The 19,924-nt window shown below is 26.9% G+C and carries 19 protein-coding genes; 17 read left to right on the top strand and 2 right to left on the bottom strand.

Annotated features, from left to right (window positions below; all coding sequences use genetic code 11):
• Window positions 1-8: 8 nt before the first annotated feature.
• The 8 genes from B3B03_RS06880 (at window position 9) to lexA (ending at window position 11,134) form a co-directional block, all read left to right on the top strand.
• Window positions 9-1,562, top strand: a complete 1,554-nt coding sequence (locus B3B03_RS06880) for an N-6 DNA methylase (RefSeq protein WP_346876826.1) — start codon at window positions 9-11, stop codon at window positions 1,560-1,562.
• Window position 1,563: 1 nt separating this feature from the next.
• Window positions 1,564-2,784 (top strand): restriction endonuclease subunit S, encoded by a 1,221-nt coding sequence (locus tag B3B03_RS06875; protein ID WP_346876825.1) that lies wholly within the window; start codon window positions 1,564-1,566, stop codon window positions 2,782-2,784.
• A 20-nt stretch (window positions 2,785-2,804) separates the two neighbouring features.
• The gene (locus B3B03_RS06870) at window positions 2,805-3,362 is read left to right on the top strand and encodes a super-infection exclusion protein B (RefSeq protein WP_346876824.1); all 558 of its coding nucleotides are present in this window, start codon (window positions 2,805-2,807) and stop codon (window positions 3,360-3,362) included.
• 58 nt (window positions 3,363-3,420) lie between these two features.
• Complete coding sequence (locus B3B03_RS06865; protein ID WP_346876823.1) at window positions 3,421-3,966, top strand: hypothetical protein; 546 nt, start codon at window positions 3,421-3,423, stop codon at window positions 3,964-3,966.
• Between the two features lie 423 nt (window positions 3,967-4,389).
• Window positions 4,390-6,075 (top strand): McrB family protein, encoded by a 1,686-nt coding sequence (locus B3B03_RS06860; RefSeq protein ID WP_346876822.1) that lies wholly within the window; start codon window positions 4,390-4,392, stop codon window positions 6,073-6,075.
• A complete protein-coding gene (locus B3B03_RS06855) occupies window positions 6,050-8,347 on the top strand; it encodes a DUF2357 domain-containing protein (RefSeq protein ID WP_346877181.1) in 2,298 nt (765 codons plus the stop codon). Before B3B03_RS06860 ends, B3B03_RS06855 begins: the two co-directional genes overlap by 26 nt.
• Before the next feature lie 42 nt (window positions 8,348-8,389).
• Window positions 8,390-8,548 (top strand): hypothetical protein, encoded by a 159-nt coding sequence (locus B3B03_RS06850; RefSeq protein ID WP_346876821.1) that lies wholly within the window; start codon window positions 8,390-8,392, stop codon window positions 8,546-8,548.
• Between the two features lie 141 nt (window positions 8,549-8,689).
• On the top strand, window positions 8,690-11,134 hold the full coding sequence (lexA, locus tag B3B03_RS06845) for a transcriptional repressor LexA (protein ID WP_346876820.1): 2,445 nt from the start codon (window positions 8,690-8,692) through the stop codon (window positions 11,132-11,134).
• Window positions 11,135-11,537: 403 nt separating this feature from the next.
• On the opposite strand, the gene B3B03_RS06840 is transcribed toward lexA, so the two are convergent.
• Window positions 11,538-11,975: a GNAT family N-acetyltransferase gene (locus B3B03_RS06840; protein WP_346876819.1), complete on the bottom strand. Its 438-nt coding sequence runs from the start codon at window positions 11,973-11,975 to the stop codon at window positions 11,538-11,540.
• A gap of 395 nt (window positions 11,976-12,370) precedes the next feature.
• On the opposite strand from B3B03_RS06840, the gene B3B03_RS06835 reads away from it, so the two are divergent.
• The 8 genes from B3B03_RS06835 (at window position 12,371) to B3B03_RS06800 (ending at window position 19,344) form a co-directional block, all read left to right on the top strand.
• Window positions 12,371-12,802, top strand: a complete 432-nt coding sequence (locus tag B3B03_RS06835; protein WP_346876818.1) for a hypothetical protein — start codon at window positions 12,371-12,373, stop codon at window positions 12,800-12,802.
• Between the two features lie 503 nt (window positions 12,803-13,305).
• Window positions 13,306-13,740, top strand: coding sequence for a DUF3788 family protein (locus tag B3B03_RS06830; RefSeq protein WP_346876817.1), 435 nt, complete (start codon window positions 13,306-13,308; stop codon window positions 13,738-13,740).
• Between the two features lie 261 nt (window positions 13,741-14,001).
• Complete coding sequence (locus B3B03_RS06825; RefSeq protein ID WP_414632829.1) at window positions 14,002-14,439, top strand: helix-turn-helix domain-containing protein; 438 nt, start codon at window positions 14,002-14,004, stop codon at window positions 14,437-14,439.
• A 26-nt stretch (window positions 14,440-14,465) separates the two neighbouring features.
• Window positions 14,466-15,221 (top strand): ABC transporter ATP-binding protein, encoded by a 756-nt coding sequence (locus B3B03_RS06820; protein ID WP_346876815.1) that lies wholly within the window; start codon window positions 14,466-14,468, stop codon window positions 15,219-15,221.
• On the top strand, window positions 15,221-17,305 hold the full coding sequence (locus B3B03_RS06815; protein WP_346876814.1) for an ABC transporter permease: 2,085 nt from the start codon (window positions 15,221-15,223) through the stop codon (window positions 17,303-17,305). The genes B3B03_RS06820 and B3B03_RS06815 overlap by 1 nt, the downstream gene beginning before the upstream one ends.
• A gap of 318 nt (window positions 17,306-17,623) precedes the next feature.
• The gene (locus B3B03_RS06810; protein ID WP_346876813.1) at window positions 17,624-17,827 is read left to right on the top strand and encodes a hypothetical protein; all 204 of its coding nucleotides are present in this window, start codon (window positions 17,624-17,626) and stop codon (window positions 17,825-17,827) included.
• A 60-nt stretch (window positions 17,828-17,887) separates the two neighbouring features.
• Window positions 17,888-18,373: a GNAT family N-acetyltransferase gene (locus B3B03_RS06805; RefSeq protein ID WP_346876812.1), complete on the top strand. Its 486-nt coding sequence runs from the start codon at window positions 17,888-17,890 to the stop codon at window positions 18,371-18,373.
• Window positions 18,374-18,498: 125 nt separating this feature from the next.
• Entirely contained in the window at window positions 18,499-19,344 is an 846-nt protein-coding gene (locus B3B03_RS06800; protein WP_346876811.1) for a DUF2785 domain-containing protein, read from the top strand.
• A gap of 55 nt (window positions 19,345-19,399) precedes the next feature.
• On the opposite strand, the gene B3B03_RS06795 is transcribed toward B3B03_RS06800, so the two are convergent.
• Window positions 19,400-19,558 (bottom strand): hypothetical protein, encoded by a 159-nt coding sequence (locus tag B3B03_RS06795; RefSeq protein ID WP_414632719.1) that lies wholly within the window; start codon window positions 19,556-19,558, stop codon window positions 19,400-19,402.
• Between the two features lie 101 nt (window positions 19,559-19,659).
• Between B3B03_RS06795 and B3B03_RS06790 the strand changes: the two genes are divergently transcribed.
• Window positions 19,660-19,887, top strand: coding sequence for a DUF4351 domain-containing protein (locus B3B03_RS06790; protein WP_346876810.1), 228 nt, complete (start codon window positions 19,660-19,662; stop codon window positions 19,885-19,887).
• The last annotated feature ends 37 nt before the right edge of the window (window positions 19,888-19,924 follow it).

The following is a 19,924-nucleotide window of genomic DNA, read 5'->3' as shown; positions in this document are numbered from 1 at the left end:
GACTTAAAATGTTAAATTCGGAAATAAAGAGTAAAATAGATAAATTGTGGAATGGATTTTGGTCAGGAGGAATTTCTAATCCTCTGACTGTAATTGAACAAATTTCATATTTATTATTTATAAAAAGATTAGATGATATAGATAATGCTAATGAAAAAAGAGCAAATAGAATAGGTAGATCTCATAACTCAATTTTTAAAGAATTAAATTATAAGCTAAACGAAAAAAATAATGAAGAGAATTCTAATTTTAATTGGGAATTATTAAAGTGGAGTCAATTTAAGCATTTAGAAGTAGAGAAGATGTTTGAAGTAGTATCTCAAAAAGTATTTCCAGCAATAAAGTTAATGGGTGGCGAAGAATCAAGCTTTACAGCTGAAATGAAGGATGCTGTTTTTTTGATACCAAAGCCATCATTATTGCAAGAATCAGTTAGAATTATAGATGGAATTAATATGGATGATGCAGATACTAAGGGCGATTTATATGAATACTTATTATCAAAATTAGCAACATCAGGTGTGAATGGTCAGTTTAGAACACCAAGACACATAATAAGAATGATGGTAGAGTTAATGGATCCAACATCAGAAGATAAGATATGTGATCCTGCATGTGGGACAGCTGGATTTCTTGTAAACTCCTTAGAATATATACTTGAAAAATATACAAGACCAGAAAGTATATTTAAAGATGAAGAAGGAATTCTTCATAACAGAATTGGAGATATGATGAGTAATGAGGATTGGGAACATTTTAGAAATGAGATGTTCTATGGATTTGATTTTGATCCTTCAATGGTTAGAATAGCTTCAATGAATCTAATGCTTCATAGTATTGATAACCCTGATGTTAGACAAATGGATACAATGTCAAAGAGATATGAAGAAGAAAATAAATATACATTGGTACTAGCAAATCCACCTTTTAAAGGTAGTATAGATGAAGGTGATATAAATCCTACTCTAGCAAAAGGAGCTAAGACAACTAAAACTGAACTTTTATTTATGAAGCTTATAAATAGAATATTAGATTTAGGTGGAAGGTGTGCAGTTATAGTTCCAGATGGAGTACTATTTGGTTCTAGTAAAGCCCATAAGGATATTAGAAAAAACTTAGTAGAAGAAAATGCACTAGAAGGTGTAATATCAATGCCATCAGGAGTATTTAAGCCATATGCAGGAGTAAGCACAGCTGTTCTTATATTCACTAAAGGTGGAGAGACAAATAAGGTATGGTTCTATGATATGCAAAGTGATGGTTTCTCTCTAGATGATAAGAGAAATAAATTAGATGATAATGGAGATATTCCAGATATTATTGAAAAATGGAAAGCTATTAAGGAAGATAGTACAATTGAACCAACTAAAGAAGATATGTGGTTCTGGGTTGAAAAAGAAGAGATAGCTAGCAATGGTTATGATCTTTCTATAAATAAGTATAAAGAAGTTGAATATGAAGAAGTAGTATATGAAAAACCAAAGGTTATTTTAGACAAGATTGAAGCTTTAGAAAAATCAATTTTAGGTGGTATAGCTAAGTTAAAGGAAATGGTGGAGTAGTATGAAGTTAAAGAATTATAATAATTATTGGATTGAAGTTAATCTTAAAGATTATATTGTCGAAATTGAATCTGGTAAACGCCCTAAAGGAGGAGCAATATCGGAAGGTGTTCCAAGTTTAGGAGGAGAGCATATTGATAGTAATGGTGGATTTAATATAAAGTGTGAAAAGTTAAAGTATGTTCCAAGAGAGTTTTATGAGAAAATGAAAAATGGGATTATAAAACTAGGAGATGTATTAATTGTAAAAGATGGGGCTACTACAGGAAAAGTAGCATATGTAAATGATGAATTCCCATTGAAAGAGGCCTGTATAAATGAACATGTATTCTTATTAAGAACTAAAACAGAACTGAATAGCAGGTACCTTTCTTATTACCTAAGAAGTTCTTTAGGACAAAATAAGATAATGAACGATTTTAGAGGAGCTACAGTTGGAGGTGTATCTAAGAAGTTTATTGATTTTAAGATGATGTTACCAACACTAGAAATACAAATAAAAATAGTTGAAGTTTTAGAAAAGGTTGAAAATACCATAGAAAAAAGAAAAAAAGCTATTAAGTTATTAGATGAATTAGTTAAATCAAAATTTATCGAGATGTTTGGGGACCCATTTTTAAATCCTAAAGGATGGCAAATAAAAGAATTAAAAGAGGTAATTTTATTAGCCAATAATGGATTAGCTCGTAGAGGAAATGATTTAGACGGAAATATTGTATTAAGATTAGTTGAATTACAAGATGGATATTTAGATTATACTTCTGTAAATAGAATTAAATTAACAGAAAGTGAAGAAAAACGATATTGGCTAAAAAATGGAGATTTTTTATTTGCTAGAGTAAATGGTAATCCTTATAATGTTGGAAGATGTGCCTATTACAAAGATATTGGAGAAAAGGTTTTTCATAACGACCATATAATAAGGGTTAGATTTGATAATAGTATTATAAATAATTGTTTTGTAAGTACAATGTTAAATAGTCCATATGGAAAATTACAAATGAAGGATAAGTTAAAAACATCAGCTGGTCAATATACGGTAAATCAAACAGGAATATCAGAAATAAAGGTTGTTGTACCACCAATACAGATACAAAATCAATTCGAGGACTTTGTTAAAGAAGTCGGTAAATTGAAATTTGAAATGGAGAATAGTTTAAAAGAATTAGAGAATAACTTTAATTCATTAATGCAAAGGGCGTTTAATGGAGAGTTATTTTAATTATAAACATAGGGGGAGAAATGGATTTAATTAAATCAATAGTAGAAAAGTTAAAAATAAAAGAAGTAGTAGGAATTCTATTTTGTGCAACTTTAATTATTACTGCGTTACCTCAAGATGTATTAACATACTTAAAACTGTCAGAAATTAGAGATAAGTATCAAATGTATATTAGTTTATGCTTGATAATAACATCAGCATATTATATGTCCAGTATTCTAGGATTTGTGGGTAAATTTATTGTTAGAAGAATAATTAATGAAAAAAGAATAGGTATTAAATATATGAAGAATGAAATGAGTGCAGATGAGATGGAATTGCTTATCGAAGTTTTCTATGATAAAAACAATAATACTTTTAAATCATCAGGGTATATAGAATATTCAGATGGACGAAAGACACCATTAGAAAATAAATGGATAATATATTTAGCTTCAAACATGAGTAATACTAATAGGTATGATTACTGTGCATTTGCATATAACTTACAACCGTATGCAAGAGAGTTCTTAAATAGAAATTTAAGAACTGGAAATATTAAAATACAGAGTAATTCATTTGAATATAGATTGGCTTAAATCAAAATGAAAATAAATATATAAGGCAAAGAGCATAGTTGAAACAACGATTTCAGCAATGACTGTATATCAAAGAGATTTCAGTAAAAGTACTCAAGGTAAAGTATTAATTAGAAAAGAATTAAGGAGTGGAGAATATAACTATAAATTTGATAGAGGGTCAATTGGATTCTTTAGATGGATAGAAGGTATATTTAATAATGTTGTTAAAAATACTAATAAAGGAAATCTCTATCTAATTGATGATGGTACTAATAAAGGATTTAAGGAAACTTTACTTATACTTGGTATCCTTGAAACTCTAGATATATTAGTATTTAAAGCACTTGGAGGTAAAAATAGCCGAATATATATTTATATTAACCAAACCAAAACCTTGAAAGAAATAATTGAAAAACCAAGAAGATATAAAAATAGATTGTTAGAAATTGTAGGAGAAAGACATGAAATTTCAGTACAAATGTTAACTTATATATTTGAAGGTGGATTCACGAACGAAAAGATTTGGGAGCTTATAGAAGATTACTTTCTAGGATTGATTCCAGAAAAAGTTATAAAAAACTATGAGAAGAAAACAGGAAAATTATTGAACTTAGATAATTAATTAAGAGATAATACAAAGGAATATTTTACTTAATATAATAAACTTGATTATAATTATATGTGTAATATTAAGGATATTAATAAGGTATGAATATAAGAAGAGAAAATACAGAGAAAAAGCAGTAGAATTTAAGAATTCTGCTGTTTTTTTATGCAGTTATAAGTAAAACTGAGGTAAAATATTGCGGAAATGGTATATCTTTATTGAGCAGTGGAGTTTAGGGTGGTAAAATAAAGATAGATATAACAATAAAGAATTAACTAAGGGTAGACAAACTATTATTGATTACTTAGACTAACTCTCAACATAATTATAAAGATTTAACTTAAAGAAGATTAAGTGAGATAATTAGAAATATTAACATAAAAATAAAGTATCTAAAATGAATTAAAATAATATTTAGTAAATGGAGTATAGAGAACTATGAGTAAAATTAAGTCAGATTCATGGAGTAATAAGGAAACTAATGATAAAAACTTTATTGGCAGAAAAAGGACAGATTACAGTGGGTTTACTAAAGGAACTACAATACCTCAAAGATATCATCAAGGCTTTTTAAATAATTTATCGAAGAAATTAAATAAAGGAATGCAAGTTAAGATAGAACTTGTATTAGAGGATAAAAAGTACAAAGCTACGGTAAGATGGCCAAATTCAAAGGCTAGAAATGGAGTTACAATACAACTGCTATATAGTAATAAATTATTATTAGATTTATTAAGAAATAGATTAGAGATAAGTTATGATTATATAATGAAGTATATTGATGAAACAGGAAAAAAACCTAGTAAAATTCCAGAGGAATATAGTGAATACATAGAATTTTATAAAGGAGATTCCATAGATACTTTTAATATTAAACTAGTTAGTAAATCAGATGAAGATACTTATGAAAATAATGATGATGATATAGAAAATAGCGATGAGTTAAATAAGGATGAAGAGATAATAAAATGCGAAAATATATCAGAAGCAATTAATAGAATAAATTCTTATATATCAAGTCAAGGATTTACTTATGATGCAAAACTTATTAAAAATTTTTATTTATCATTAAAAACCAAACCTTTTGTAATATTATCTGGAATCTCAGGAACAGGAAAGAGTAAGCTCGTAGAGCTATTTGCTAATTCTATCGGAGCTACTACTGAAAATGAAAGATTTAAATTGGTACCAATAAAGCCAGATTGGTCTGATGCTACTGATCTATTGGGATATAGAAACATAGAAAGCAAATTTACCCCAGGAATAATTACTAGAGTTGCTTATGAAGCCATGAAAAAACCTTCATTATCATATTTTGTATGTTTAGATGAGATGAATCTGGCTAGAGTGGAGTATTATTTTAGCGATGTATTATCGCTGATGGAAACTAGGAGAAAAAATGAAGATGGCGAAATTATAACTAATAGTCTATTAAGCAAGGAACAAATCGGAAGAGATGCAAATGCCGAAACTTCTTATGGGGATGTATATTTACCAGAGAATTTATATATTATAGGAACTGTTAATATGGATGAGACAACCTTTCCATTTAGCAAAAAAGTTTTAGATAGAGCTAATACTATTGAGTTTAATACTATTGATTTAAATTACAATTTTGATAATGAAAATTTAAATATGAATGGTGAAGAAAATTCAATTACAATATATAATAATGATTTTTTGAAATCAGATTTTTTAAAAATATCAGAGTGTAAGGAACATAAAGATATTGTAGAAAAAGTTATTCAGAAATTAATTAGTATAAATAAGGTTCTCGAGCAATATAACGCTCATTTTGGATATAGGGTAAGAGATGAGATTATATTCTATATGATTTATTCAACGAATGAGGAGTTAATGAGTTTTGATGAAGCTTTTGATTTAGCTATACTTCAAAAAATTTTACCTAAGATTAGTGGTAGTAGCAGTGAGATCTTAGAAATTCTTATAAAATTGTTTGAAGAATTTAATAAAGTTAAATTTCCAAACAAGGAGTATTTGGAAGAAGAGGATATAAGATCAATGGAAACTAAAGGATTATCTATTTATGGTAATACAAATAAAAAGGTTATCTACATGATTAGGAGGTTTAATCGTGATGGATTTACAACCTTCTGGCAATAATGTTAGGGATAGTATAAAAGAAATCACTAAGAGTATAGAAGAAATAAAATTTGATAATGAGCTTATAACAGTAGAAACTAAGGATGTATTGCTTGTAATAAAAGGACAGAACTTTGGTATAGCAGATTTAGATACTATAATTATAGATACTTATGATAAAGCAGCTGAAATTAGTTATAATAAAAGACTTTATCTTAAGGAATATTCTAACTATGAAGTAATTATAAAGAATAAAAATAATGCTAATGTGGAGTTTTATCATGAAAATATTAATATCAGAAATAAGATAACTCCTATAACTAAAAAATCAAAAGATCTAAGTGGAATAATAAATTTTAGAGGTGACATAGGATTCACAGATATACATGTTAAAGTTAATAATGAATGTAAAATAAGTTGTAGACTAGAGGTATATCCAAGTAAAATAAGTTATAAAGAAGATTATGAATCTATATTAAAAGATGTTAATGATGAAATCTATAATTTAGCTTATGGGTTTTTAGCACGAACTTATTTAGGAGCTGAAATAAATAATAGAACTAATAGTTGTGGTACTGAGTTTTATAGTATTTTGAATTATGTATTTGACAAATTAATTAAAGCTGTAGATATAGTTCTTTGCAATCCACATCATGAATTACAGAAAAAAAGTAATATAGTTAAATACCATGCAATTAAGAAGGTAACTAATGAAACTATAAAATGGCTAGAAAAAAGACCTGATATTATAAGAAAAGTTCATGGAAGATACATACCTACAGAAGCTCTTCAAATTGAGAAACATATCACTTTAAATACTAAAGAAAATAGGCTTTTAAAGTATATTTTAATAAGAATAAAATTTCAAGTGGGAGAATTTATTAAGTCTTATAAAAATATCAATGTTAGTAGTTTAAGAGGAGAAAAGAGTCAGAATTTATTATTGATAGATCAATTACATAAATTTAATAAAGAGATTACTATAAGGCTTAATACACCTTTGTTTAGAAATATAACTGCTAAATATAATGAAGCATATCTTTCATTAGTATTTACTATGGGGAGTGGATATAAAGAAATATATAAATATTATTTAATGCTTCAAAAGGGGTTATGTTTAAAAAGTAATATATTTTCTATTTCTATTAAAGAAATTTCACTTTTATATGAGTATTGGTGTTTTATTAAAATAGGAAGTATACTACAGAAAAAATACAAACTAATAACTTCTGACCTTCTAAAAATAAATAGAAATGGAATTATTGTCTCTTTAAAAAAGGGTATTCAATCTTCAATTACTTATGAAAATGCTAAAACAAAGGAACAGTTTACTATCTATTATAATTCTTCTAGAAGTTCAAAAACTGTATCTCAAAAGCCAGACAATATATTATCTATGTATAAAGATGGATCATCAAAGGCTTATGAATTTATTTTCGATGCAAAATATAAAGTAGATGATACAGAAATCTATAAAAAAATTCATGGTACAACTGGACCGAAAGAAGAAGATATTAATACAATGCACAGATATAGGGATGCTATTGTGTTTAATAGTAAAGAAAACTATAGGCTAGTAACAAATAAAAATTGTATATTTGGAGCATTCGTATTATTTCCGTACAATAATGAAGAGGAATTTAAAAAAAATGATTTTTATAAAAGCATAGAAGAAGTAAACATAGGAGCAATACCATTTCTACCTTCATCAACAAAACTAATGGAAAGATTCTTAGATGAATTAATAAATGAATCGGCTTACTCAAACTTTGAAAGAGCTATTGAATCTATAGGTAGAGAAGAGTACTTAAAAGAAGAATATTTTAACAATAGAAATGTATTGGTTGGAAGCCTAAAAAGTAAAGAACAACTTGAAGTAAATCTAAATAAAAAATTCTATCATATTCCTAAGAAAAGCATTAACTTAGGAATTCATAGTATAGAATATGTAGCATTAGTTCAATCAAAGAAAGAATTTGGACATGAAGCTGGAGTGTATTATTATGGGAAAATTAATGAAATAAAGATTCTTAAACGATCTGAAATAACGGATATACCAAAATTATCAGAAGAAATATACTACAGATTTGAGATTGGAGAATGGAAAAAATTAGATAGAAAAATAAAAGTAGAAGGCCAATCAATACGCAATATTATTTATACTTCAAAATATCTACTTGAGAATTCTCTAACAATTACTGAACTTTTTATAAAATCTAAAGATGAATTTAGATTATGGAAAGAACTCAAAAGATTAAGTGATGACGGAGCTACAAAAGTAACTAATAAATAGGGAAATATAAGTGGAATTTCTATTTCAGGTATAGATATAATTGTGAAGGATGATGAGATTAAAGCTATTATTGGAGATAGGGTAATAAACATAAAAAGGGATGAGTTATTAAGAAAACCGAGATGGAGTATTAAGAGAATAATAGAATGTAAAAATAATTCAGGATTAAAAGCTAATCCTAATATATTGATTAATAAATAGTTAACTACTTAAAATACTACTAAATATGTATTTCACTTATAGAATACATATTTAGTTGTATTTGTTTGCATTTCCTGTATTTATGAATTATAATTACAATATATAACATATAATTTAACAATATGTAAAGAGGGATGAAAAATGCAGCTAAATGTAGAACAGAAAAAAATAATTGAAAGCAAGCCAAACGGACATACATTAATAAAAGGAGTAGCCGGATCAGGAAAGACTACAGTAGCAGTAAGTAAAGTACCAATATTACTTAAGAATTATTGTGTTGAAAGTGATGATTTTGTCTTAGTTTCTACATTTAATAAATCATTAGTAAAGTATGTTTCATACATATATGAAAATATATTAGATGAAGAAGATTTTCAGGAAAATTTGTTTAATGAAGATAATAGCAATAAGTTAGAAATAAGAAATATCGATTCTCTTATGTATACTTATTATAATACATATAAATCAGAAAATAATTTAAAATTAACTTTAGCAAATGCTGAAGAAATTCAAAATGCTTTAATTGATGCAATTGCTATGGTTTCTTCGAAGTATCCTGATATAAAGATAATTGGTAATAAGAATTTAACCTTTTTAAAAGATGAAATTATGTGGATTAAGGCTTGTAATTATATTGATCTATATGAATATCAGACAATAGATAGGGTAGGGCGAGTTTCAAAGGCAAATCAAGATGGACCACAGAAAATAAGAAAAAATTCCAGACAGAGAAGTGCTATATTTGAAGTTTTAAATTTATATAATGAAAATTTAAAAAAGAAAAATAAAATAGATTTTAATGATATGAATTTGCTAGCTTTAAAGCAAGCCAAAAGATCTCCTGGAAAGAAATATACTCATATTTTAATTGATGAATGTCAAGATTTATCTAAAGTTCAGCTTGAATTCTTAAATACTCTTTATAATTATAAAAATTACTCAAGTATAACATTTATAACTGATGTAGCTCAGAGTATATATCCTCAAGCATGGCTTGTAAAGAATAGATCATTTGCTTCTTTAGGATATGATATGACTGGAAAGTCTACTTCCTTGAGTAAAAACTACAGAACTACAACACAAATTGCACAAGCAGCTTTTAGCTTAATTAATAAGGATGAAGAGCTTTTTGAAGATGATAATTTTGTTAAACCAAATTTAATTGATAAACAAGGTGAATATCCTATATTTAGAAGTTTTAAAGACAAAGATGTAGAGGCAGGTTATATTACAAAACTAATAAATACAAATTTAAAAAACAACTATAACTTAAAGGATATAGTTATAATAGCTAGGTTAAAATCACAACTTGTTGAAATGAAGAGGTATTTAGAAAAAGCAAATATTCCAGTATCTTTATTTGATAAGCAAGATCAATTTAGTTTTTCAGATGATTCTGTGAAGCTAATTACTATGCATTCTATAAAGGGACTTGAATTTAAAGTGGTTATAATGGTAGGAGTAAATTCTAAAATCATACCAAATTTTTCATTAAGTTCCAATATTGAAGATAATGATATAGTTGAATCTAGAGAAAGAAAATTACTATATGTAGGAATGACAAGAGCTACAGAAAAGTTGTTTATAACTACAAATGAAGCACCATCTAAATTTATTAAGGATATAGACTATAGGTATTTAAGAATAAAAGAAAAGTGCTTAATAAGAAAAATATCTAATATAGATATAGAAGATTATTTATTAAAAGATAATATTATGGATATTTATTCAGCAGAAGAAAAGGTACGTCAATGGATGATACGAGAATTAGTTGAATCATATAAATACCCACTAGATTTTATTACCTTAGAAGAAAGAGTAAATATAGGATCTAAAGTTGCTTTTGCTGATATTGGTGTAAATATTAATAGAAGCTCATCAAAAGGACCATTCATTTTAGTTGAAGTAAAAAGGTGGGGATTAGGTATAGAATCAGCACTTTTACAATTAAAAAGTTATATGGCAAATAGTCCAAGTGTACAATATGGAATAGCCTCAGATGGGAATGAATTGATTATAATAGATAGAAATATGGAAGAAATTAATGATATTCCTAAGTTTGATTCATCTATGTTACCATCAACTTTGAAAGAAGTAGAATATATCAACTTGAAGTGGAATACAAGTCACAAGTTTATAAAAGATACTACTGCAAAAAGTGATATTTATATTAAGGAAAATGGCAGAGAAATTAGAATTAATGATATAAAAGAAATACCAGTATATAATGAAATTGCAGCAGGAACTCCAATACTTATAAATGATTTACTAGAAGAAAAATTTTGTTTACCAAATGAATGGGTTGGAAGTTCAGATGATCTATTTATGTTAAAAATTAAAGGCGAGTCTATGATAAATAAAAATATAAATGATGGTGATTATGTACTCATAAATAAACAAAGATCTGCAGATATAGGAGATATAGTTGCTGTAGATATTGATGGAAACGCTACTTTAAAAACATATAAAACCTTGGGAGGAAAAATTCTATTAATGCCAGAAAACAATGAATATGAACCTATTATTTTAGAAGAAAATCAATTTAGTATAATTGGAGTTGCTGTTGGATTAATAAAAAATAAATAACTTAAAAGATATAAAAATATATGAAAGTCAAACAAAATATATCACTCACGAAAATGACTATGGCAATAATTTTTCTATCGCCATAGTCAATTTCTTTTCTAAAACATCCACCAAAAAATAATTTTCTCATCCAAAAAAATTCTCCAACTTCACCCCCAAAATATATACATATTTAAATATATCCCTATTTAAATATACAAAATTTTATATAGTTAAATAGGGATATATATATAATTTTACATAGAAAAATAGTTATATATTAAACTAGCATCCTAGTTAAATATGTTCCTAGGTAACTATAAAACTATATAACTATTTAACTAGTTGTTGGCGCTGTGGGGCTTTGCGGGTTTTCTGAATATTTTTTATGGGTTAAAACATACATTTTAAACGTATTCCATATTTATATTTGAAATACCATTACATTTTCATCCCACATTATTTCATCAGTTTCTTCAAAGCCAACACTTTCATATAACTTCTTTGCAGATATATTTTGGGGCGAAACTGTTGTATAGAATTTTATATTGCCATATTCAACTTTTATTAAGTCAAGCAATTTTAGCATTGATTTTTTTCCTAATCCTTTACCTTGAAACTTTTTATGAATCATAAACCTAAGTAACATTGGTTTACTTGTATCTTCTTCAATTCCATATAAAAGAAGTCCAATTAGTATATCATCCTCATAAATGCATTTTGCATTCCAATTTTCATATAATAAACTTAAAATGATTGAATTATAATTTGGCGCAACAATTCCTTCTTGTTCTTTATAAACCTCTAAATTATTACATTCGTACCAATTTTCTTTTGTTACTTGTTTTAACATAATACCCATAGAGTTTCCTCCTTATTTTAGATTTGGGATAATAAAATCAAATAAATCTCTAGATGTTATTTTGATTTGCTATGGTTTACATATACGACCTATTTATTAGTGTATCATTATAGTAAATGTAATACAAATTACTATAAAATATTGAAATATATCCCTTATCCAGTAAGAGGAAAACAATCCTTTGAAGACTAGAAAATTATGAACCTTTATTTAACTCAAAGAGACAAACATAATTAATTAACTTTATTTTGAATATATGGTATTATTATAAGGTAACTTCTATATTAGGAGGAATTGTATTAACCGTTTTTGCACTCTTTTTTACAGGCTATTTTTCCAGTAGTTCGTAAATTGAATTAACCACATTATTTATATTTATTAAGGAGGATCTAGATATGAAGAAAAAGATTATTGGGTTACTGGTTATATTAGTGATAATTATCATAGGACTTATTATACAACCATTTCTTATACCAAAGGATTTTAAAAGTATAATAGATATTGATTTTACAAAAGTAGATAAGATACTTATGAGCTCTGGAACCTATGGAAAAACTGTAGAAATAACGGATAAAGATGAAATTGAACAATTTTTAAACCAGTTTGAGAATACTAAAGTTAAAAAAAGCTTTAGCCAATTAAGAAAGACAGGATATTGTTTGGAAGCTAGATTGTTTATTAATGATAAAAAAGTAGTTTCATTTAATTATGGTTATGATAGGATTACTATTTACAAAAATGATAAAGAAACAACATATATTTCTAACACAAATATAGGTATAGATAAAGTTAATGAAATAGAAATAAAATATAATTTGAAAAATTAAATAAGTAAGATACTCTAGCAACCATAGAATAAATCCTTGAAATTTTACTCTATTCTTAAATAACCCTTTTATATTATAGAATATCAGTATAAGATGGTGATAGATTTTGATGAAGAAATTTAATATAACGGGAACTTGTATACCTAATAAACACTATAATGAATAGCTATAAGTATTTATGCGACAAGTTATTGACAACTTACGTATAATATATATGATAATACATAATAGTAAAAAATTATGCTATTTAATTTTAATCCGATGACTATCAGCTCTAATACTCCTATCGCACTCTGTGAAAGCGATTAGCACCAAATCAGAGATTTGGGCTCTCTGCTTTTCTTCAAGGTTGGAGTAAAGAGCTGTTACGTCCCTGGATAAGGATTTCCCCTAAAGGACAACGACTTCTAAGTATCAAAAATACTGATACTAAGAATTCTGTTAGTAAAGCTTTAGAGAAGCTTATAACTCTCTTTATATAATATATGATTGGAGAAGTTAATATGAGTAATAGGATGTTAGATAAAAATAATATACCTACAGAAAAAGAGATTTTTGAATTCATTGGAAATGATATGAAAAAATTATTGAAGCAATTTGAAGAAATGTTTGATAGACAATATGATATGCAAAAGGAATTAAAGTTCCCATTTGGAAATAATTACGGTTGGGGATATAAGTATTCCCATAAAACCAAGCACTTATGTTATATCTTTTTTGAAAGTGACGATATAGATGTAATGATGCAAATAAGTTCAAAAGATAAGGAAAAACTCAATGAAGTAATTAATGGGGGTTTATCTTTAACTAAAGAATTATGGAAGAATAAATATCCTTGTAGTGATGGTGGATGGATTAATTACAGACCTAAAACAAAGGAAGATATAGAAGAGATAATAAGATTATTAGCTTTTAAAAAGAAGCCTGTTGTAAAATAATACTAAATTTAATCTTCTGTTCTTTACCTATTATTTGAAGTCCTTCACTGGCAAATTTATTATAATAGCTTATTAATTGATAAAAAGTGTTATTCTTTGTAGGATGGGGCACTTTTTTTCTTTGCTTTTAACTTCTATATCAAGACTAAGGAATCTAAGCTTAATTTTAATTGATGCAACCGCTGGTTTACAGCTAAAGTAACTAATATATGCTTGTATAATAGCAAATAGATAGAGATAATTATACATGAGGTGGTTACTTTGAATTTTAAAGAAAATCTAAAAAAATTAAGGAAAGAAAAAAATATATCACAAGAACAACTTGCAGAAAAGTTAAATATATCACGTCAAGCAATTTCAAAGTGGGAATCAGGTAAAGCATATCCAGATATAGATAACCTTATATTATTAAGGGATATATTTAATGTTAGTTTAGATGAGTTGATAGTTAATGAAAAGGCAGATAAAGAAAAAAGCATAAATCAAGAAGAGTATGTATCTAGTGATAACAAAGATAGTTATGATGAAGAGGATGAGGATGAAGATTCAGTAAATTTAATGCTTGGAGGTTTTATAATCGGGACAGGTGTTGGTGTGATTACAGGGAATTTTATGTGGGGAACTGCAGGGACTTTTATAGGTATGGGAATAGGATATGTGTTAGAAGTTATTAGAAGAAAGAATAAAGAAAAGAGATAATTTTATTTTTTAGCGGGGTATGGTGTATGGAAATATTAAAAGTTAATGGGTTAACTAAAGTATATGCTTCATTTAAGGGAGCAAAAGAAGTTAGTGCTTTAAATGGATTAAATTTCACTATTAATAGTGGTGAATTTGTAGGCATAATGGGGCCAAGTGGAAGTGGAAAGAGTACTTTACTTAACATTCTCTCAGGAGTAGATAAGGGTACTTCAGGTAGTGTAATTATTAATAATAATGATATTAGTGAAATGAAAAAGGACAAACTTGCTTTATTTAGAAGAAAAAATATTGGATATATTTTTCAAGAGTTTAATTTACTAGATAGTTTGACTGTTGAAGAAAATATATCATTACCTCTTATATTAGATAAGAAAGAGCAAAGTGAAATAGAAAATAGTTTAAATGATCTTATGAAGTATTTTAATATATTAGATTTAAAGAAAAAATATCCTTATAATATTTCAGGTGGTCAAAGGCAAAGAGTTGCTGCTGCAAGAGCACTAATTAATAATCCCACTATAATCTTTGCAGATGAGCCAACAGGAAACTTAGATTCGAAATCAGCAAATGATGTTATGACAACTATAGCTAAAATGAATGATGAAAAAAGTAGTACAGTGTTAATGGTAACCCATGATCCCTTTGCAGCTTCTTTCTGTAAAAGAATTATATTTATAAAAGATGGAAAAATAAAAATGGAAATTACTTCTGATGGGGATCGAAAGAAATTATTTGATAAAATTCTAGAAGTTCAAAGTCTTATAGGAGGGGACAATTAATGACCTTTCGTGCTATAGTTAAAAAGAACTTTTTATATAATTTTTATAAATATATATCATTCTATTTTGTTAATTCCTTAATATGCGCAATGCTATTTATGTATGGAAGTTTAATGTACAATTCTGCCATAATCAAAGGTATTGGGAAAACATCAACATATGGCATAGTAAAGCTGGCATTAGTGGGAATTATCATATTTTCTATAGTTTTTATTACTTATACCAATGTATACTTTTTGAAAAATAGAGGTAAAGAATTTGGTGTGTATTTAACATTAGGAATGACATACAAAGATTTAACTAAAATGGTTATTATGGAAAATATCGGGGTTATGATAGCTTCTCTAGTTACTGGAATTGTTAGTGGTATAGTTTTGGGTAGAATGTTCTATATGGCTCTAAATAAAATGGTTAGTGGAGCTAATATCCAGTACACATTAGATTATGAGAGCTTTTTATTAAGTGCTGGTGTATTTGCAATAATATTTTTAGGGAATGTAATTTTCAACATATTTTATCTTAGAAGTATATCTATTGTTGAAGGAATTAAAGCTGATGTAAAAAAGGAAGTTGGACATACTAATGTATTTATTGGCGTAGTAACTATAATGATTTTTGTGGCAGCTTTATATTATTTACCTATTATTATTCTAAAGGGAAATATTGAGGAGGTTGCACCTATAATATTAGGATTATTTTTAGTGATTATAATTTGTCCATATATAATAATTGGAGCAATTATTACCTTAATCAAAGCTATTTTAAAGAAGTTTCCTAATATATATAATAAGAACTTGTTGGTATTAAGCAACTTATCTCATAGATTTTTAGCATATAAAAACATATTGTTTATTACTTCTCTACTATTAGCTGGAGCTATGCTATTTGTAGGATATAGTTATTCAATTTATGTTTCAACTAGAGAATATATTTCAAATGAAAATCCATATGATATTATGTTTGTTGAAAGCAACAAGTATAACAGTGTAAATAGAGAAGATGTTATAAATGTTGTTAAAGATAATGGTGGAAGTGTAGATGAATACAAAGAATTAGAATATATTGAAGTACCTGTATTTAAGGAAGAATCGGATAATCTTAGTGTTTTAAATGCCAGACATTCAGTAATTAGCCAGTCAAACTATAATAAACATATGGGAATTAGTATTAATATTAAACCTAATGAGGCATTATATGTTACTGTTGAAAATGAAAGTAAAGACTATAAGATTCCAAATCTGATTTTTTTAACTCTTAAGGATAATAATCTAGAAATAGTAGATAAGTTAGCTCGTAAACATGGGACTTTGATAGAGAAAGAACAATTTGATGACCTTGTTAATGAATCTCACTCTTTGAAAATAAACGCTGATAAAATTAGAAAAGAAAAAGGTGTGCAATTCACTAATTTTAGGTATGGTGGAGAATATGATTCAGGATTCGCATTTGTTCTTAACGATAATGACTATAATATGATAAAGAAAAATGTAAAAGAAGGAGCCATTAAAAGCTTACATTTAATGAATGTAGGGAATAAAGATGTTGCCTTTAAAGGGTTACTAAACTATTTAAAAGGTGTTAACGATTTAGATAGCACCTATTGGAATGAAGGTCAGCTATGGGGTGGTAAGATATCTGAGGATGAAAGAGGAACCTTGGAAGCATATAGACCACTTTATAGAGAAGAGCTAATCAGAATGCAATTAGATGATAATGGTATGTTATTATTCACCACAATTTTTATAGGAATACTATTTATTATAACTAATGGAGTAGTATTATATTATAAAGTAATTTCTGATGTTAATGAAGAGAGAAAAAGAAACAGTATCCTATTTAAAGTTGGAATTTTGGAGAATGAAGTAAAATCCATTATCAAGAAGGAGTTAAGAATAATTTTCTTTGTTCCCATATTTATAGGAGGAATGCTAGGCGTATATTTCTTATATATTATGGTATTTAATAGTGGAATCACTGAACTGTTAATGAAGAAGTCAATTAACACTCTTCTTTTAGGAGTTTTAATTCAGATTATATTCTATAAAATAAGCAAAAATAAATATATAAAGGAAGTATTAAATTAATTTTTAGAATATAAAAGTTTTTATACTATGCAGTAAATGCATAATATAAGAACTTTTTATTATCACACATGTTTTAAAATAATTTCAGACCTTATGGATTATTGCAGATGAGGTAAAGACAGATTCAGCATAGGCAATAAAAGAAATAAAGACAGCTAATATTAAACAAACAGTTATGTTAACAGGTGATAATAAAAATGTTGGCTTTTATACTATATTATCCAGGAGAAATTATGCTTTTCTATTTGGCAATATTAATTTACAATAGCAATTAGGCATTTATGGGTATTGGAAGCGTTGTTGGTGTAATAGAAGTTGATGGATAGATTTAATGGTGTTGCAACTAAATATCTTGCTAATTACATATATTGGTTTAAGTGGTTAGAGGTCTTTAACACAGAGAAAGATACCATTAAGAGTAAAAATATATTAGCACATTCTCATACCTCTCTTTCAGACGCAAAATTAAAGGAAATTAGAATTAGAGAAGCAATTTATACAGCTTATGTTAGGTATCTTTAATATTGAAAATATATGGTATATAATCAAATAAGTAGGTAATTAAGTAATGGGGGATTTAGCATGGAACTAAATATAAAGCAAATGAATTATAATGAAGCAAAGCAAATTTCAAAATGGGTTTATAAAGAACCATTTTCAATCTATAGTATGGATGAAAGTAATAGCTGTATAAGTGAACTCCTTAATGGATATTATTTTTCGGTTTCTGACAAAGAGAATAATCTAATAGGCTACTATTGCTTTGGTGAATCTGCTCAAGTTCCAGTAGGAAATCAATTTGGTGTTTATGATTGCAAAGATATTACTGATGTTGGTTTAGGAATAAAACCAAATTTGTGTGGCCAAGGATTAGGGTTTGATTTTTTTAATAGTGGTTTAGACTTTGCCAGAAATAAACTATCAGCAAAAGTATTTCGTTTGACTGTAGCAACTTTTAATAAACGAGCAATTAAGGTATATCAGCGATTAGGATTTCAAAAAATTAACTCTTTTGAAAGTATATCGGATAATGGGAAAATGGAGTTTGGGATTATGATTCTTCACTAAGAAGAAATTAGTAAATAAACTTATTTAATTCTATTCATATATTCTCCCTATAATATATCAGTAAGATTAATTATTAGAATTAAATTTTTTGCCTAAATTTTTATTTAAATAGGAAGGTGCTAAAAATGTATAATGAAAAAGAACAGCTAAAAGCAAATTTAATAAGGATTAAAGAGAATGAATACAACCTTGGAAATGGTGAAAATATTAATGATTATGTTAATTTAATGCTTAAGTATATTGGTGACAATGATCCTGAAGTAAGAGATGAGTTGATATATACTACTTTTGTTAATTGGATTGAAGAAAAAGGGTATTTTACTGATGAAGAGTTAGAAACATTATTAAATACTATATTAAGTAAAGACTTTGCTTTTTATAACATTGGAAGTGAAGATGATGATTCAGTTTTAAGAAGAAGTTTTTCTATACTTTTGGTAAATACAATCTTATGTGTTCATTTAGATAAAGAATTTTTAGATGAAGAAATGATTCTAAAGACTAAAGATTGCTTAATTAAATATTTAAATGAAGAAAAAGATTTACGTGGATATGATAAAGAAAAGGGTTGGCTACATGCTATAGCGCATGTAGCTGATGGAATACATGCATTAATAAACTGTAAAGGAATTACTGAGGATATATGTAAAGATATTATGGGGACTATAGAAAATAAGTTACTTGAAGGAAGAGAAGTTTTCAATGCAGAAGAGGATGAAAGGTTAATTACAATAATATATTATGATATAATATCAGACAACTTATTAAGTAATAAATATATTTGTAATTGGATAGATGGGCTTAGTAAGGTTGTTGAAATAGAAGATAGAAGAACAAGATTTATGGCTAGAACTAATGTGAAAAATTTCATACGTAGCCTGTACTTTAGACTATTACATCTTGAAAATAATGAGGAAATATCAAAAGCAATAATTGACTTAGAAAAGAAAATAAATTTATACTTAGATTAATAATGTCATAAAATAATGGAGTGAATGTAGGGAGATAGCCCCTTTCTCATTCTTATTAAATAAAATCTTTGAAACTAGCTGCATATTTGGTAGGAATAAATTCAATAATTTCATAACTGGCGATTTTTTCTTTGTAAAATGGGTCTTCACTGAGTATGGCATTAACCTTCAACATTTCAAAAGATAGTCTATAAATACTTCTTTCAGTAGGCATACAAACTACTTTATTTATTGCTGTTAGCAATACAGAATTTAATAGAATATCTAAATAGAAATTTTATTAAGGATGAAATTTTAGAAAATGAGGTGAATAGAATGACAAAAACATTATTTGATCCAGAGGTTGAAAAGAGGGGCATAGAAAAAGGCAAAGCAGAATTACTAATTAAGCTACTAATAAAAAAATTTAAAAGTTTACCAGATGGATATGAGAATAAGATAATGAATTTACCCATTAATACCATTGATAGAATTGGTATGGATATTTTTGATATAAATTCTGTGGAGGAATTGGAAGAGTATTTTAAGCTTACTAAAGTATAACAAATGATATAAATAAGTAATAGTATTTATATCATTT

Origin of the sequence: Clostridium sp. UBA5712 (genome assembly GCF_002419845.1) — a bacterium.
Lineage (GTDB): Bacteria > Bacillota > Clostridia > Clostridiales > Clostridiaceae > Clostridium_J > Clostridium_J sulfidigenes.
This window is presented reverse-complemented; position numbering and strand designations above follow the sequence as displayed.

Coding starts and splice junctions, on each gene's coding strand:
- B3B03_RS06855 (WP_346877181.1), top strand. CDS start 6,050: ATGGATTTACAACCTTCTGGCAATAATGTTAGGGATAGTATAAAAGAA.
- B3B03_RS06880 (WP_346876826.1), top strand. CDS start 9: ATGTTAAATTCGGAAATAAAGAGTAAAATAGATAAATTGTGGAATGGA.
- B3B03_RS06810 (WP_346876813.1), top strand. CDS start 17,624: ATGGATAGATTTAATGGTGTTGCAACTAAATATCTTGCTAATTACATA.
- B3B03_RS06870 (WP_346876824.1), top strand. CDS start 2,805: ATGGATTTAATTAAATCAATAGTAGAAAAGTTAAAAATAAAAGAAGTA.
- B3B03_RS06865 (WP_346876823.1), top strand. CDS start 3,421: ATGACTGTATATCAAAGAGATTTCAGTAAAAGTACTCAAGGTAAAGTA.
- B3B03_RS06860 (WP_346876822.1), top strand. CDS start 4,390: ATGAGTAAAATTAAGTCAGATTCATGGAGTAATAAGGAAACTAATGAT.
- B3B03_RS06805 (WP_346876812.1), top strand. CDS start 17,888: ATGGAACTAAATATAAAGCAAATGAATTATAATGAAGCAAAGCAAATT.
- B3B03_RS06800 (WP_346876811.1), top strand. CDS start 18,499: ATGTATAATGAAAAAGAACAGCTAAAAGCAAATTTAATAAGGATTAAA.
- lexA (WP_346876820.1), top strand. CDS start 8,690: ATGCAGCTAAATGTAGAACAGAAAAAAATAATTGAAAGCAAGCCAAAC.
- B3B03_RS06835 (WP_346876818.1), top strand. CDS start 12,371: ATGAAGAAAAAGATTATTGGGTTACTGGTTATATTAGTGATAATTATC.
- B3B03_RS06840 (WP_346876819.1), bottom strand. CDS start 11,975: ATGGGTATTATGTTAAAACAAGTAACAAAAGAAAATTGGTACGAATGT.
- B3B03_RS06795 (WP_414632719.1), bottom strand. CDS start 19,558: ATGCCTACTGAAAGAAGTATTTATAGACTATCTTTTGAAATGTTGAAG.
- B3B03_RS06830 (WP_346876817.1), top strand. CDS start 13,306: ATGAGTAATAGGATGTTAGATAAAAATAATATACCTACAGAAAAAGAG.
- B3B03_RS06820 (WP_346876815.1), top strand. CDS start 14,466: ATGGAAATATTAAAAGTTAATGGGTTAACTAAAGTATATGCTTCATTT.
- B3B03_RS06875 (WP_346876825.1), top strand. CDS start 1,564: ATGAAGTTAAAGAATTATAATAATTATTGGATTGAAGTTAATCTTAAA.
- B3B03_RS06815 (WP_346876814.1), top strand. CDS start 15,221: ATGACCTTTCGTGCTATAGTTAAAAAGAACTTTTTATATAATTTTTAT.
- B3B03_RS06790 (WP_346876810.1), top strand. CDS start 19,660: ATGACAAAAACATTATTTGATCCAGAGGTTGAAAAGAGGGGCATAGAA.